We start from the raw sequence: 14,585 nt of genomic DNA, 5'->3' as shown, positions 1-14,585 counted from the left end.
CGCCGACCGGCTTATGAATGTCGCCGTTACTCGGTGCGTCGACCGACGCCGACGGCTCCCAGAGTGATTCCAACAGCCATTAGCCACCGGCCCCGAACCAGAGAGTATGGCCAACGACGAACTCATCGCGGCGCTCCGGGACGCTGACGCGGTCAAGTACGGGGAGTTCGAGCTCTCCCACGGCGGCACCTCGAACTACTACGTCGACAAGTACGTCTTCGAGACGAACCCGCGGTGTCTGGAACTCGTCGCCGCGGCGTTCGCCGAACGGGTGACGGACACGAAACTCGCCGGCGTCGCGCTCGGCGGGGTGCCGCTGGTGGCGGTCACCAGCGTCGAGACGGGCCTGCCCTACGTCATCGCACGCAAACAGCAGAAAGAGTACGGCACCGGGAACCTCGTCGAGGGTGAACTCGCCGAGGGCGAGGAAGTCGTCGTCGTCGAGGACATCGCGACGACCGGTCAGAGCGCCATCGACGCGGCCGAGGCGCTGCGAGAGGCGGGCGCGGTCGTGAACCGCGTCCTCGTCGTCGTCGACCGCGAGGAGGGTGCCCGCGAGAACCTCGCCGAACACGACCTCGAACTGGAGTCGCTGGTCACGGCGTCGGACCTGCTGGCCGACGCGCCCGAGGACGTCGACGCGTAGCCGGGTCGGCCACCGAACTCGTCGTCCAGCCGACCATTACTGGCCGCTCTCGCCACGCTTAAGCCGGTCTGTACAGAGAATCGGGTAAATGGCGGGAACATTGGAGGAGTTGTTTGGACTCGAAGCGCACGACACGGACGTACGCACCGAGATTCTGGCCGGGATAACGACGTTCCTGACGATGAGCTACATCGTCGTCCTGAACCCGGCGATTCTCACGGCGTTCCCCGACGACAACACGCCGGGCGGCATCGCTATCTCCGGCTACGGCCCCGGCGAGATATTCCAGATGCTGGCCGTCGTGACCATCCTCTCGTCGGCGGTGGCGATGTTCGTCATGGCGTTCTACGCCAACCGGCCGTTCGGCCTCGCGCCCGGCCTCGGCCTCAACGCCTTCTTCGCCATCACCGTCGTCGGCGTCCTCGGCGTGCCGTGGCAGACGGCGCTCGCGGCCATCGTCGTCGAAGGTATCATCTTCATCGTCCTCACGGCCGTCGGTGCCCGTGAGTACATCATCAAACTGTTCCCGGAACCGGTGAAGTTCGCCGTCGGGGCCGGTATCGGCCTCTTTCTGGCCATCATCGGCCTGCAGGCGATGGGCATCGTCGTCGACGACCCGGCGACGCTCGTCGGCACCGGGCAAATCGCCAGCGACCCCGTGGCCATCCTCTCGGTGGTCGGCCTGTTCCTCACGTTCGTCCTGTACGCGGCCGGCCTGCGTGGCTCTATCATCGTCGGCATCCTGCTGACGACCGTCGTCGGCGCTATCGCGACGTTCCTCGGGATGGTCGAACCCGGCGTGCTGGCGACCGACGCGGTCCGGAACGGCGGCTTCGACGCCTCCCGCCTCGCCTCCGCACAGTACGACATCACGCCGCTGGCCGGCGCGTTCCTCACCGGGTTCGGCAACGTCGAGGCGTTCTCCTTCGCGCTCATCGTGTTCACGTTCTTCTTCGTGGACTTCTTCGACACCGCCGGGACGCTCGTCGGCGTCGGGCAGGCCGGCGGCTTCCTCGACGAGAACGGCGACTTCCCGGACATCGACAAACCGCTGATGGCTGACGCCGTCGGGACCACTATCGGCGGGATGCTCGGCACCTCGACGGTGACGACGTTCATCGAGTCCGCGACCGGCGTCGAGGAGGGCGGCCGTACGGGGCTGACGGCCCTCGTCGTCGCGCTCCTGTTCCTCGCGTCGCTCGTCGTCGTGCCGCTGGCGAGTGCGATTCCGCTCTACGCCTCTCACATCGCGCTGGTCGTCGTCGCCGTCCTCATGATGCGCAACGTCGTCGACATCCAGTGGGACGACTTCGCGCACGCGGTGCCCGCCGGTCTGACCATCATGGTGATGCCGTTCACCTACTCCATCGCCTACGGTATCGCCGCCGGCATCGTCTCGTACCCCGTGGTCAAGACCGCACAGGGCGAGTTCGACGACGTCCTCCTCGGGCAGTGGATACTGGCCGCCGCGTTCGTCCTCTACTTCGTCGTCCGGACCGGCGGTATCCTCTCCAGCGCGGTCTGACGGCGCTGTTCGACCGACACACACCACCGACGCCCTTTTTTTGGTCGAACCGCTACGACGTGTGAGATGGCGAACCTCGAACTCTACGAACTGGAAGGCTGTCCCTACTGCGCGAAGGTCAAGACGAAACTCGACGAACTCGGCCTCGAGTACGAGTCCCACATGGTCCCGCGCTCGCACGGCGAGCGGACCGAAGTGAAGGAGGTCTCGGGTCAGACCGGCGTGCCGGTACTGGTCGACGAGGAACACGGCATCGAGGGGATGCCGGAGTCCGACGACATCGTCGAGTATCTCGAAGAGACGTACGGCAGCGGCGCGGCGTAAGCTACGGAGACGTTCTCAGATTTTCCGCCTCCCCAGTGACAGCTACGCCACTTCTTCCGGTTCCTCGCCGCGTTCCATGATGAGGTCGCGCAGGTCGTCGGCGTCCTCTATCTCCTCCATCTCCCCCTCCTCGATGAGCGCCGTCCCCTCGACGGACTCGCGGGTGAGTTCGTCGACGACGTACACCGAGCGCGTGCGGGTGACCTCGCCGACGGAGGACATGATTCGGGCCCGTTTCTCGGCGGCCTCGGTGAACGCGGAGTGACCCGTCAGGACCTGCTCGCGCCGGCGCGCGTTCTCGTTGACCGTCTTGAACGGCGCGCGGTCGGTGGGGTGGACCTCGAAGCCGATGCGGGTGAAGACGGTGGCGATGGGTTCGTCTTCGGGGGCCACGTCCGGGTCCTCCGGTGTGGGTTCGTCGTCGCGGATGTCCTCGGTCCCTTCGAGGACGCTGACCGGCGAGGTCAGCGGCGCGTCGAACAGGTCCTCCAGTTCCGCGGCCACGTCCACGGAGGCGTCCATGCCGTCCTCGTACTTCGAGACGGTACGACGGGAGACGCCCAGTTCCTTCGCCAGACGACCCAGCGACCACTCTCGCTCCTCGCGGGCGTCCGCGAGGACTTCGGAGTCGATGTTGACGTACAGGCCGCCGGGTGCGGCGTAGATGAGCGGCGGGACTTCCTCGACGAACAGGTCCAGCGCCGTGTCCGGCGAGAGCACCGGGACGCCGTGGCGGAAGTAGACGACGCCCGGTTTCAGGTCCTCGTCGCGGGTCCGGAGGCCGACGACGATGGGCGTCGCGTTCAGGTAGGTGCCCAGACGCCGCATCTCGCCGCCGGTGCGGGCGTCGAAGGCGTCGATGTTGCCGAGTATCTTGACGAGCAACACGTCCTCGCCGCGGCGGGCCGCGACGTCGAAGCTCTTGGGTCGAATCGCACACCGGTCGCTCACGAGGAACCCGGCGTCCTCGAGCATGGCGGTGACGTTGCCGACCAGTGCCGACCGTGACATAGTACTCGGTACCTCTATTGATGGTAAGCCATTCACCGGATATATGAGTTGTGCCGCCCGCGCAGTGTCTCTCGAGCGACAAGACACTGCGAAACAGATTTGCCCGACAGTCGGATACGTCCGGTCGTGACAGTCGTCGGGCTCGACGATACGGACTCGCGCGAGACGGGGATGTGCACCACCTACGCGGCGGCCCAGTTAGCCGACGCCGTACGCGAGGAAGGGGGCAGCGTCGAGCGAGTCCTCCTGGTTCGCTTGAACCCTGCCGTCGAACACAAGACCCGCGGGAACGCCGCGCTGGCGGTCCACACCGACCTTGACGCAGAGCGCGCGACCACTCTGGTCCGGGAGACCCTCTCGCTCGCACAGACCGACGACCCGAAGACGAACCCGGGGGCCGTCGTCGCCGACTGCGCCCCCGAGGCGGTCCCACCGCAGGTGGCCGACTTCACGGTGGACGCCATCCGGGAGATACAGGACCGCGTGACGGCGACGACGCTGGCGGACTTCGCGGGATTCGCCCGGGTCGAACGCGGCAACGGCCGGGGCCTCGTCGGAGCGCTGGCGGCCGTCGGCGCGTGGGCGGCACTCGACGACTGGACCTACGAGCACATCGCCTACCGCGAGCAGTCGCGCTGGGGCACCGAGCGAGACGTGGACCCGGAGAGCGTGCGGGCCGCTGCGGACGAGCACTACCCGGTAGTGTGGGACACCGTCGACCGCGACTCGGGCTACCCGGTCTGTGTTCCGCGGACGCCGTGTCCCATCCTCTACGGGATTCGCGGCGACGACGCCGACGCGTGCCGGACCGTCGCCGACGCCGTCGAGAGCGAACCGGTCGCCGAGCGCGCGACGTTCGTGACGAACCAGGGGACCGACGTCCACCTGCAGGACGCCGCCCTCGGCGAGGTCACCGACGACAGCGCCTTCCGGGTCACCGGTACCGTCGCCGACCCGCCCGAGACGCGGCGGGGTGGACACGTCTTCGTCACGCTGGCGGACGGCGACGACCGCCTCCCGTGTGCCGCGTTCGAACCGACCAAGCGGTTCCGCGACCGCGTGCGTGCGCTCCGCGCCGGCGACCGCGTCACGGCCTGCGGTGAGGTGTCCGACGGGACGCTCAAATTCGAGAAGTTCGCGGTCCGCGAGTTGGTGCGGACCGAACGCGTGACGCCGACGTGTCCCGACTGCGGCGGGTCGATGTCCTCGGCCGGTCGGAATCAGGGGTATCGCTGTCGGGACTGTGACACCAGCGCCGACGGCAAGGTCGAACGACCGGTCGAGCGCACCATCGAACCCGGCTGGTACGAGGTGCCGCCGGTGGCGCGACGACACATCGCGAAGCCGCTCGTTCGCGGGGGGTTCGACGGCCCGACGCATCCGGCGCGGTAGGTGCGTGGCGTCTGTCCGATACGGCGGCCTGCGCGCCCGCTCTCGCCGCAGTTGGTCCGGCATACCGACCAGTCGTTACAAGCGAGAATCAGGTTATGCATGTTATAACAAGGATTACACCACCGTTAGTGGAGGCTATGAGTACCGAGCGCCGTCTCCCTGCCGACGACGGATTGCCACTCCCACAGGACGACTTCGCGGAGACGACACTGGTGGTCGAACTGGAACCGGCGGCCGACGGCGGCCAGCGAGCGCTCCTCTACCCCGACGACAGGCCCGGACACGAGGTGGCGACCCAGTGGTTGGCGGTCCCCGCCGACGCCCTCGTCGAACTCGACAGCGTTCGGTAGTCCCTTCTCTGAGATAACCGACTCGTAACAATACTGTCCCTCAGTGACGCCTCTCGGCATGGGCACGGACCACTGGTCCCCGACTGGCGGGACCCCGTCACCCGCCCCCGACGAGGGGGTCCTCCCTGCCGTCGTACGGAGTCGCTCGGACGGGACCGAGCGGTACATCTGCTACGCCGCCGACGTCGACCCGTCCGACGTCGAGACCCAGTGGATATCTGTCGACTCGGACATCCCGGTGTCGCTGCGCGTCTGGCGCTAGGCGTTCCGGCCCGTGAGGGCGACGACCACGTCGTCGGCGGTGTCGAGGACGCCACGCTCGCGAAACGCCGAGAGCGCCGCCGTCGCCGTCGCGCAGGTCGGTTCGACGTGGAACCCCGCCGCCGAGAGTCGGTCGTGGGCCCGCCGAGTGGCGGCCTCGTCGACGGCGACGGCGTCCCCGTCGGTGGCCTCGACGGCCCGCCGTATCTGGTCGGCGCGTGCCGGTTCTCGAATCTGGATGCCGTCGGCGAGGTCGTTCCGGCCTGCCGACTCGCCGTGCCGGTCGTCGGCGATGGGACTCGCGCCGGCGGCCTGTGCGCCCAGTAGCCGCGGCAGCTCGTCTATCCAGCCCGCCGCCTGGAGCGTCCGGAAGCCGCGATAGGCGCCCAGAAACAGCGTGCCGTGGCCCAGCGGCGTGACGATTGCATCGGGTGCCGTCCACCCGCGCTGGGCCGCCAGTTCGTAGGCGAACGTGGCCGTCCCCGCGAAGAAGGCGGGGTTCCACGCGTGGCTGGCGTACCACCCCTCGCCCGCCTCGACGGCCTCGATACAGGCGTCGGTGACGGCCTGCCGGTCGCCCTCGACGGCCACCACGTCGGCGCCGGTGCGCGCGATACGGCGACGCTTCTCGGCTTTCGCGTCGGCCGGGACGTAGATTTCGGCGTCGATACCCGCTCGCGCGGCGTAACTCGCCACCGCCAGTCCGGCGTTGCCCGAGGAGTCCTCCAGTATCCGGTCGGCACCGACCGACAGCGCCTCCGCGACGACGGTGGCCGCGCCGCGGTCCTTGAAACTCCCCGTCGGGTGGAGGAACTCCAGTTTGAGCGTCGCCTCGTACTTCGGGGCGTCGACCAGCGGCGTCCAGCCCTCTCCGAGAGTCACCCGGTCGTCCATCGGGAGGAACCCGTCGAACGCCCAGATACCGGCCTCGCGGTCGACGTCGGGCGGGGTGCCGCCGGGCGTCGGTTCGTCGGCGTAGTCGAGTGCGTGGCCGCACGAACAGCGCCACGGCCGGTCGCGGGGGTACTCGCGGCCGCAGGCCTCGCAGTGTCGCATGGATCGATGGACGGGACTGTGCGACCAGAAAGTGACGGTCGCCGTCTTAACGCACCGCAGAACTGACCGTGTGGACTCTCCGTCGGCGAGCGCCGACTGCCCCGTATGAACCGCACGACTGCACTGCACGGTGTGGCCTTCGACGAGGACGGAGACGAGGACGAGGCACCGGACGACGAGTACCGATTGGGGTGGCCCGAGTATCTGCAGTAGAGCGGTGACCGTGGCAACCCCGCAGTGACCCCTGAGGGGCCTAGTAGGTGTCCAGATTCGTCCCGACCGAGCAGACGTACTCGCCGGTGGCGACCTGCGGGAGGCGGCGCGACCGCCAGAAGACGCCGTCCGAGTCGGCGGTGATCTCGGCTTTCGACTGGCCGAACACGTCGGTTATCTCGAACAGCGTCTCGCCCCGCGAGACGCGGTCGCCGAGGTCGACGTGGAAGTCCACGAGGCCGCCGGCGGGCGATCCGTACTGTTCGAACCCGGTCGCGCGCGTCTGGGCGCGGGGACTGTACCGGCCGTCGAGGAAGTCGTAGTAGGTGAGGACGTTGAACACGCCGTCGACGCCCTTCTGGATGGAGGTCTCGTCCCAGCCGACACAGCCGCCGAGTTCGGGGTCGACGGTCGGGACGCCCTCGTCGGGCGCGGCCCGGGCGAGTTGGCCGTCGGGCCCCTTCTGGTCTAAGATGTAGCCACAGCCGAAGACCTTCGCGAGTTCGAGACACTCGCTGTGGAGGCGGTGGCGGGTGCCACACCGCACCCGGACTTCGTCTATCATCCGCGAGGTCGAGCCCTGATGGAGGTCCAGGACGAGGTCGGCGCCGACCGCCGCGTCGTACGTCGCGGCGGCGATACGCTCGCTGGAGGTCCCGTTCGCGTCGCCGGGGTAGGCCCGGTTCATCTTCGTGTCGTCGACGGGGTTGCGGTGTTCGGCCACCTGGAAGGCGTGGTAGTTGACGATGCCACACACCAGAAGCGTCCCCGAGAGTTCGGTCGGGTCCAGTCGCGGGAGGACCCGCTGGATGACCCCGACGCCGTTCAGTTCGTCGCCGTCGCTCGCCGCCTGCATGTAGAGCGTCTTCCCGTCGGCGGCGCCGTTGACGACGGCCACCGGGAGTCGCACCGGGCTACCGTCACGGGTTTCGCCGACCGCTAACCGCCCCGTGTCCATCTCTCCGGGGGCGGCACTCGCCGTACCGAGAGTTACCATTGGCGTGTCGTTCGGGGCGTTGACCTTTACTGGTTCGGATTTCCCGTGCCGAGGCCGACAGCGACCGGCCCCGGGCGGTGTCTGCGCTCGCCGGCGACGGACCGACGGGGCTTTTTGCGGGCGGACCGTACGCTCGCCCGTGTCAGAGTCCGAGCAACAGAGCGGCCCCGCCGCGATGATGGCGGCACTGAACGTCCCGCGCAACGCGAAACTCGGCTTCGGTCTCGCGGTGCTGGTGACCGCCGCCATCGTCGCGGTGTTCGTCCTGCCCGGCACTGCGCGGCCTTCGGCCCTCTACGTCGCGCTGGCGTTCGTGCTGGTCGTCTCGCTCGGTGGTCTGCTGACGACGGTGTTCACCGTCGTCTCGGCGGTCAGGTTGGCTCGTCGCTAGCGGCCGCCAGTTCGGTGAACCGCTCGGCACCGGTCCGGGTCCCCTTCGCGATGAGGACGTCGCCCGCCCGGAGCGGCGTCTCCGGACCCGGCGAGACGACCCAGTCGCCGCCCTCGCGGCCGGTGCGCTCGCTCTCGCCGGTGGCCCGGCGGACGGCGATGATACGCATCCCGGTGGCGGTCTTGACCGCCGCCTCGCCGATGGTCTGACCGGCGAGGTCGCTCGCCGCGTCGACGGTGGCGCGGATGATTATCTCGTCGGACTCCTGGACCGCCTCGGCGACCACCGGATGCGTCGAGAGGCCGCGCAGGACGCCCTCGCTGATTTCGAGGGCGGCGTCGGAGATGACCTCCGTCGACCGGGCCAGATGGACCAGTCCCCGGAGGGAGACCGGGTCGTCGACGTCGGCGGCCGCCCGCAGCGTCCACGCCTCGAACCGGGACTGGAGGGCGTCGACCTCCGCCTCCAGTTCGACGACTTCCTCGGCGACGGCTTGGCTGTCGAACAGCACCGCGCCGTAGGCCAAATCGACCGCGAGTTCGCCCATGTCTTTCATCAGGATAATCGAGTCGATGGCCCGTTCGAGGTCCTTGTCCTCGCCCTCGGGCGGTTCCGGTGGCACGTACGCCTCGCCGGTGGCGTCGGCGTACACCTCGCTGACGCCGGCCTCCGGGCCGCGGAACAGGACCACGTCGTCGGCTTCGAGTCGCGTCTCGCGGTCGGGGTTGAGCAGCCAGTTGCCCTGTCGACGAATCGCAAGCGCACGGACTCCGGTCTCGGTCTCTAAGTTCAACTCGCCCAGCGTCTCGCCGGCCAGCGGCGAGTCGGCGGCGACGGTCGCCCTGACCAGTGTCTCGACGGCCTCCGGCAGGGCCGCCCGGAGGGTGTCCGGCAGGCCGATGTCCTCTAGGACGATCTTCGCGATGTCGCCGGCGGCGTCGCTTATCTTCTCGGCGGCGCCGACCATCCCCAGCACCGGCGCCAGCGCCTCGGCGTCGTCCGTCGACCGACAGGCCATCAGGAGGCTCATGCGGGCCCGCATCTGGAGGACGTCCATCTTCGCCTCCAACTCCAGTACCTCGGCGGCCACGTCGTCGCTGCGCAACAGCACCGCCGAGTACGAGAGGTCGATGAGCAACTCGGCGGTGTCTTTCATCTCCGCCAGCACCGCCTTCACGCTCACCGGTTCGTACTCGACGGCTCCCGTCAGCTCCATGCCCACCGCTTCGGTAGCACGTCTCAAAAGCGTTCGCCGTCCCGTGGCATCCGGTCACGAACGCGAGGGTGGGTCACGGTACTACAAAAAGTGTGTTTGATGCCGTATATGTTCGATATGTTGGTCGTCACTTCGACGATAGTGGTCGAACGTCCAGTTTCACTCCCGACGACCGTGTGACACAGACGCCCGGAAAGAAAATGCTTTTCCCGGCAGGTCGGGAACCATTGGCGTATGTCCGACGACCTCAAGAAAGGGCTGGAGGGAGTCCTCGTCGCCGAGTCTGACCTCAGCGTCATCGACGGTGACGTGGGCAAGCTCGTCTACCGGGGGTACACGATAGAGGACCTCGCGAACGGCGCCAGCTACGAGGAGGTACTGTATCTGCTCTGGCACGGCCACCTCCCCGACGCCGGGGAACTCGCCGAGTTCGAGTCCGAGATGGCGGCCGAACGGGAGGTCGACGACGGCGTCATGGCGACCGTCCGCGAACTCGCGGAGGCCGACGAGGAGCCCATGGCCGCGCTCCGGACCGCGGTGTCGATGCTCTCGGCGTACGACCCCGCACCGGCCGAGGCCGACCCGACGGACGAGGCGGTCAACCTCGCGATGGGGCGGCGTATCACGGCCAAGATTCCGACCATCGTCGCCGCGTTCACGCGCATCCGCGACGGCGAGGACCCCGTCGAACCCCGCGAGGACCTCGACCACGCCGAGAACTTCCTCTACATGCTCAACGGCGAGGAACCCGACGACGTGCTGGCCGACGTCTTCGACCAGGCGCTGGTGCTCCACGCCGACCACGGCCTGAACGCCTCGACGTTCGCCGCGATGGTCACCGCCTCGACGCTGTCGGACGTGTACAGTTCGGTGACGTCGGCCATCGGGACGCTGGCGGGCCCGCTCCACGGCGGCGCCAATCAGGACGTCATGGAGATGCTCAAGGAAGTCGACGACGCCGACCAGGACCCGCTGGACTGGGTCAAGGAGGCGCTGTCGGAGGGCCGCCGTGTCTCCGGGTTCGGCCACCGCGTCTACAACGTCAAGGACCCGCGAGCGAAGATTCTCGGCGAGCGCTCGAAGGAACTCGGCGAGGCCGCAGGCTCCCTGAAGTGGTACGAGATGTCGACGACCATCGAGGAGTACATGGCCGAGGAGAAGGGCCTCGCCCCGAACGTCGACTTCTACTCCGCCTCGACGTACTACCAGATGGGTATCCCCATCGACATCTACACCCCCATCTTCGCGATGTCCCGCGTCGGTGGCTGGGTCGCCCACGTCATCGAGTACATCGAGGACAACCGTCTGATTCGGCCGCGCGCCCGGTACACCGGGCCGAACCCGGACGAGACGACGTTCGTGCCGCTGGACGAGCGATAGCCCGTCGGGTTCCGGTTTCGGCGCCCCCGAGCTGACAGACCCAGTCTCGACGCGCCGCCTGTGGTCTCACTCGAACAGCTCTGTGAACCGGTCGACGCCGTCGTCGGTGCCCGCGATGACGAGTTTGTCCCCGTACCTGATTTCGACGTCCGGCCCGAGGTCCGTGAGGACGGTGCCGTCGCGCTCGACGGCGAGAACGGTACAGCCGGTTCGCGACCTGACGTCGGCGTCGCCGAGGGTCTCGCCGGCGAGGTGCCCGGCGTCGGTACGGACGATTTCGACCTGCTGGTCCATCGAGATGACGTTCTCGTCCTCCAGAATCGTCGAGGCGAGCATCCGGCCGCTGACCGTCGCCAGCGAGAGGACGTAGTCGGCGCCGGCCCGGTACATCTTCTTGACGTTCTCCGTCTCCTCGGCGCGAGCGATGACCTCCACTTCGGGGTTCAAGTCACGGATGACCAGCGTGGCGAACTCGGTGTCGGTGTCTTCCGAGAGCGCGAGGATGACGGTGCGGGCGTCCTCGACGCCGGCGGCCCGCAGGTCGTCGGGTTCGGTGGCGTCCCCGACCACGTCGACGCCGGGTTTCTCCGCCCGGTCGAGGACCGTGTAGGGGACCCCGGCGACGGCGAGTTCCTCGGCGATAGTGTGGCCCACTTCGCCGTAACCGACGACCACTGTCTCGCCGCGGCGGAAACCGCGGACGCTGGAGAGGGTCTTCGACTTCAGCGTCTCCAGTTGCGAGGCCGTCCCCGAGACGAGTAGGACCGTACTGCCGTCGAGTTCGGCGTCCGGGTCGGGCGGGCTGACGAACTGGCCGCGGAACCACGCCCCGATGACGTTGACGCCCGTCTCCTCGCGGATGCCACTCTCGGCCAGCGTGGTCCCGACGAGGTCGCTCCCGCGGTGGATGGGGAGTTCGGCGATGTCGAAGTCGACGCCGATTTCGAAGTCCTCGCCGAGCGTCGTCGAGACGCCGGTCGTGACTTTGCTCGCCAGACTCTCGCCGAGCAGTTGCCGCGGCGAGACGACGGCGTCGGCACCCGCGAGGTCGTGATACTTCGCGCGGTCGGGTTCCTCGACGACGCTGACGGTTCGGACCCCCTCGTCGACCTCCCGGGCGGTGAGGACGATGCTGGTGTTGATCTGGTCCGAGGCGTCGGCGACGAGCGCACGAGCACCCGAGAGACGGGCTTTCTCTAGCCCTTCGATAGACTGCGGGTCGGCGTTGACGACGTGGTACCCCTCCGCGTACAGGTCGTCGGCCCGGTCGTCGTCGGGTTCGACGACCACGTAGTCGACGTCCCACGTCTCCAGTTCGGTCACCAGCGTCTCGCCGCGTGGCGTGAAGTGACAGATGACGACGTGGTCCGACAGTTCGGTCTCCAGCGTCGTCGGCGCGCGGGTCTCCATCGCCTCCTCGAACAGCGGAAAGAGCAGCACCGGCAGTGCGAGGAAGATGAGGACGACGCCGGTGATGTCCATCCCGATGATGAGCAGGCGCATCCCCGTGCTCTCCCACGGCGCGTCGGACCCGAACCCGGTGGTGGTGAACGTCTCGACGACGACTTGCAGCGAGTGGAGAAAGTCCCGCGGTCGCCCCTCCCAGACCGTCATCCCGTAGTCGTAGGCGACGGCGAACGCGAGGATGATGCCGGCGAGGCCGACGACGTACCCCAGTGTCCGTCGCTGCCAGGTATCCATCTACCGCATTGTCGCCGAGGCGGCGTAAAACAGTTCTGACAGCCGTGACCGCGGTCGGTCCGGTGTGAGTGTCCGTCACAGTGCGACGACCGTCTGACGCCGGGCTGACGGCCAGTTCACGGCGGCGCAGTCGTGCGGTTACACTTCCACTCCGCTTCGACGGAGTTTAAGTACGCTCGCACGCATCGTCCGGTTGCAGTCACACGCTCCCCCCATCCGTTCTCCGCCGCCACCGTCCGACAGCGCCGCGGCCCGACAGTATAACACCCACCAGCGAGTAGGCGGGGCCATGCTCTCGTTCGAGGACGTACTGGCCGCCCAAGACCGGGTCGCCGAGACGGCCCGGCACACGCCGCTCGACTACTCGCACACGTTCTCCGCGATGACCGGCGCGGACGTCCACCTGAAACTGGAACTGTTCCAGCGCACCGGTGCGTTCAAGATTCGGGGGGCGACCAACCGCATCGCCACGCTCTCGGCCGAGGAACGCGAGAACGGCGTCGTCACGGCCAGCGCCGGCAACCACGCACAGGGCGTCGCACTCGCCGCCACGCGCATCGGCGTCGACTCGACAATCGTGATGCCGAAACACGCGCCTATCTCGAAGGTGAAGGCCACCCGGAGCTACGGGGGTGAGGTCGTCCTCCACGGCGAGGACTACGACGAGGCCGCCGAGAGGGCCCACGAAATCGAACGCGAGGAGGGTCGCACCTACGTCCACGCCTTCGACGACGACCGCGTGATGGCCGGGCAGGGGACCATCGGCCTCGAAATCTACGAGGACCTCCCGAGCGTCGACACCGTCGTCGTCCCTATCGGCGGCGGCGGCCTCGTCAGCGGCATCGCCACCGCGCTGAAGGGCAAAGACGAGGACATCCGCGTCGTCGGCGTCCAGGCCGAGGGGGCCTCCAGCGTCGCCGAATCGCTGGCGAAGGGCCACCGCATCGAGCGGGACGGCGTCGAGACCATCGCCGACGGCATCGCCACCCGCACCGTCGGCGAGCGCACCTTCGAGGTCATCCAGGAACGGGTCGACGAGGTGGTCACCGTCTCGGACTCGGAGATAGCGGTGGCGCTGACCACGCTGCTGGAACGCTCGAAGACGCTGGCGGAGGGAGCCGGTGCGGTCGCGCTGGCGGCGGTCACCGAGGCGAAGTTCGACTACGCCGACGGCGAGACCATCGTCCCGGCGCTCTGCGGTGGGAACATCGACCTCAACACGCTGACCAACGTCATCATGCGCGGCCTCGTCGAGACCGGCCGGTACCTGAAGATACGCACCGTCCTCAAGGACCGCCCCGGCGCGCTGGAGGAACTGGTCGAGGTGCTGTCGGCCCAGCAGATAAACATCTACGGCATCGAGCACGACCGGACGAACCGCGACGTGGCGATGAACGACGCCGAGGTGGAACTGGACCTCGAAACCCGCGGTCCGGACCACGTCGACCGACTGCTGGCGGCCCTCCGCGAGAGCGGCTACGAGGTCGAAGTGCTGGTCTGACGGGCGTTTTATACGGCTGGCGCGACCCCTGTCGGTATGAGACGCACCGTCCACACCGACGACGCGCCCGCCGCCGTCGGCGCGTACAGTCAGGCGACGACAACCGAGGACCTCGTGTTCACGGCCGGCCAGATAGCGCTCACGCCGGACGGGGAGCTGCGGGCCGACGCGTCGGTCGCCGACCAGACCGAACAGGCTCTCTCGAACCTCCGGGCCGTCCTCGAGGAAGCGGGGTCCAGCCTCGACGACGTGCTGAAGGTGACCGTCTATCTGGCGGACATCGAGGACTTCGACGAGACGAACGCCGCCTACGGGACGTTCTTCGAGCGCGACCCGCCTGCCCGGTCGGCCGTCGGCGTCGACGCTCTCCCGAAGGGGGCGGCCGTCGCCACGACGTGATGGACCCGAAGACGAAATCCAGCCTCCTGTGGGGCGTCGTGGCGGCGCTGGCCTTCCTCGTCCTCGTACAGGGGTACGAACTGCTCTTCGGGGCCGGTGTCACCGTCCCGGCGAAGGCCGCCGTCGCCGTCGTCGTCGCCGCGGCCGCGACGGCGCTGACTTACGCGGCGGACGGACGCCTGCCCGGAAACGAAAGTCCTTAACCGACCGACCCCGCACACT

16 protein-coding genes are annotated in these 14,585 nt (G+C 68.1%); 11 read left to right on the top strand and 5 right to left on the bottom strand.

What is annotated here, in order from left to right:
• The first annotated feature begins 106 nt into the window (after positions 1 to 106).
• From pyrE to EGH21_RS05015, 3 genes are all read left to right on the top strand, one after another.
• On the top strand, positions 107 to 646 hold the full coding sequence (pyrE, locus tag EGH21_RS05025; RefSeq protein ID WP_220617392.1) for an orotate phosphoribosyltransferase: 540 nt from the start codon (positions 107 to 109) through the stop codon (positions 644 to 646).
• 88 nt (positions 647 to 734) lie between these two features.
• A complete protein-coding gene (locus tag EGH21_RS05020) occupies positions 735 to 2,171 on the top strand; it encodes an NCS2 family permease (RefSeq protein ID WP_220617391.1) in 1,437 nt (478 codons plus the stop codon).
• Between the two features lie 66 nt (positions 2,172 to 2,237).
• The gene (locus EGH21_RS05015; RefSeq protein ID WP_220617390.1) at positions 2,238 to 2,495 is read left to right on the top strand and encodes a glutathione S-transferase N-terminal domain-containing protein; all 258 of its coding nucleotides are present in this window, start codon (positions 2,238 to 2,240) and stop codon (positions 2,493 to 2,495) included.
• 42 nt (positions 2,496 to 2,537) lie between these two features.
• Here EGH21_RS05015 and EGH21_RS05010 read toward each other — a convergent pair whose 3' ends face one another.
• Positions 2,538 to 3,506 (bottom strand): transcriptional regulator, encoded by a 969-nt coding sequence (locus tag EGH21_RS05010; protein ID WP_220617389.1) that lies wholly within the window; start codon positions 3,504 to 3,506, stop codon positions 2,538 to 2,540.
• A gap of 126 nt (positions 3,507 to 3,632) precedes the next feature.
• Here EGH21_RS05010 and EGH21_RS05005 point away from each other — a divergent pair, with 126 nt between their 5' ends.
• The 3 genes from EGH21_RS05005 to EGH21_RS04995 all read left to right on the top strand — a co-directional run bounded on the left by EGH21_RS05005 (position 3,633) and on the right by EGH21_RS04995 (position 5,510).
• Positions 3,633 to 4,898, top strand: coding sequence for a tRNA(Ile)(2)-agmatinylcytidine synthase (locus EGH21_RS05005; RefSeq protein ID WP_220617388.1), 1,266 nt, complete (start codon positions 3,633 to 3,635; stop codon positions 4,896 to 4,898).
• 137 nt (positions 4,899 to 5,035) lie between these two features.
• Positions 5,036 to 5,248 carry a DUF7511 domain-containing protein gene (locus tag EGH21_RS05000; protein ID WP_220617387.1) on the top strand — a complete coding sequence of 71 codons (213 nt, stop codon included), beginning with the start codon at positions 5,036 to 5,038 and terminating at the stop codon, positions 5,246 to 5,248.
• A 58-nt stretch (positions 5,249 to 5,306) separates the two neighbouring features.
• The gene (locus EGH21_RS04995; protein ID WP_220617386.1) at positions 5,307 to 5,510 is read left to right on the top strand and encodes a hypothetical protein; all 204 of its coding nucleotides are present in this window, start codon (positions 5,307 to 5,309) and stop codon (positions 5,508 to 5,510) included.
• On the opposite strand, the gene EGH21_RS04990 is transcribed toward EGH21_RS04995, so the two are convergent.
• On the bottom strand, positions 5,507 to 6,565 hold the full coding sequence (locus EGH21_RS04990; protein ID WP_220617385.1) for a threonine synthase: 1,059 nt from the start codon (positions 6,563 to 6,565) through the stop codon (positions 5,507 to 5,509). The two genes, EGH21_RS04995 and EGH21_RS04990, sit on opposite strands and share 4 nt — an antisense overlap.
• Before the next feature lie 253 nt (positions 6,566 to 6,818).
• Positions 6,819 to 7,775, bottom strand: coding sequence for a succinylglutamate desuccinylase/aspartoacylase family protein (locus tag EGH21_RS04985; protein WP_220617384.1), 957 nt, complete (start codon positions 7,773 to 7,775; stop codon positions 6,819 to 6,821).
• 139 nt (positions 7,776 to 7,914) lie between these two features.
• On the opposite strand from EGH21_RS04985, the gene EGH21_RS04980 reads away from it, so the two are divergent.
• The gene (locus EGH21_RS04980) at positions 7,915 to 8,166 is read left to right on the top strand and encodes a DUF7536 family protein (protein ID WP_425433296.1); all 252 of its coding nucleotides are present in this window, start codon (positions 7,915 to 7,917) and stop codon (positions 8,164 to 8,166) included.
• Here the strand turns inward: EGH21_RS04980 and EGH21_RS04975 are convergent.
• A complete protein-coding gene (locus EGH21_RS04975) occupies positions 8,147 to 9,382 on the bottom strand; it encodes a potassium channel family protein (protein WP_220617383.1) in 1,236 nt (411 codons plus the stop codon). The genes EGH21_RS04980 and EGH21_RS04975 overlap by 20 nt on opposite strands.
• Before the next feature lie 234 nt (positions 9,383 to 9,616).
• Between EGH21_RS04975 and citZ the strand changes: the two genes are divergently transcribed.
• Complete coding sequence (gene citZ, locus EGH21_RS04970; RefSeq protein WP_220617382.1) at positions 9,617 to 10,762, top strand: citrate synthase; 1,146 nt, start codon at positions 9,617 to 9,619, stop codon at positions 10,760 to 10,762.
• Positions 10,763 to 10,828: 66 nt separating this feature from the next.
• On the opposite strand, the gene EGH21_RS04965 is transcribed toward citZ, so the two are convergent.
• Positions 10,829 to 12,463 carry a potassium channel family protein gene (locus tag EGH21_RS04965; protein ID WP_220617381.1) on the bottom strand — a complete coding sequence of 545 codons (1,635 nt, stop codon included), beginning with the start codon at positions 12,461 to 12,463 and terminating at the stop codon, positions 10,829 to 10,831.
• Between the two features lie 289 nt (positions 12,464 to 12,752).
• On the opposite strand from EGH21_RS04965, the gene ilvA reads away from it, so the two are divergent.
• Genes ilvA through EGH21_RS04950 form a run of 3 tightly spaced genes read left to right on the top strand, consistent with a single transcriptional unit; the run spans position 12,753 to position 14,566 of the window.
• Entirely contained in the window at positions 12,753 to 13,964 is a 1,212-nt protein-coding gene (gene ilvA / locus EGH21_RS04960) for a threonine ammonia-lyase (RefSeq protein ID WP_220617380.1), read from the top strand.
• Between the two features lie 36 nt (positions 13,965 to 14,000).
• On the top strand, positions 14,001 to 14,363 hold the full coding sequence (locus EGH21_RS04955) for a Rid family detoxifying hydrolase (protein WP_220617379.1): 363 nt from the start codon (positions 14,001 to 14,003) through the stop codon (positions 14,361 to 14,363).
• Positions 14,363 to 14,566 carry a DUF7981 family protein gene (locus tag EGH21_RS04950; RefSeq protein ID WP_220617378.1) on the top strand — a complete coding sequence of 68 codons (204 nt, stop codon included), beginning with the start codon at positions 14,363 to 14,365 and terminating at the stop codon, positions 14,564 to 14,566. The genes EGH21_RS04955 and EGH21_RS04950 overlap by 1 nt, the downstream gene beginning before the upstream one ends.
• The last annotated feature ends 19 nt before the right edge of the window (positions 14,567 to 14,585 follow it).

The sequence above is a fragment of the Haloarcula rubra genome, from assembly GCF_019599465.1.
Lineage (GTDB): Archaea > Halobacteriota > Halobacteria > Halobacteriales > Haloarculaceae > Haloarcula > Haloarcula rubra.
Note: the sequence above shows the minus strand (reverse complement) of the source record. Positions and strands in the feature narration are given on the sequence as shown.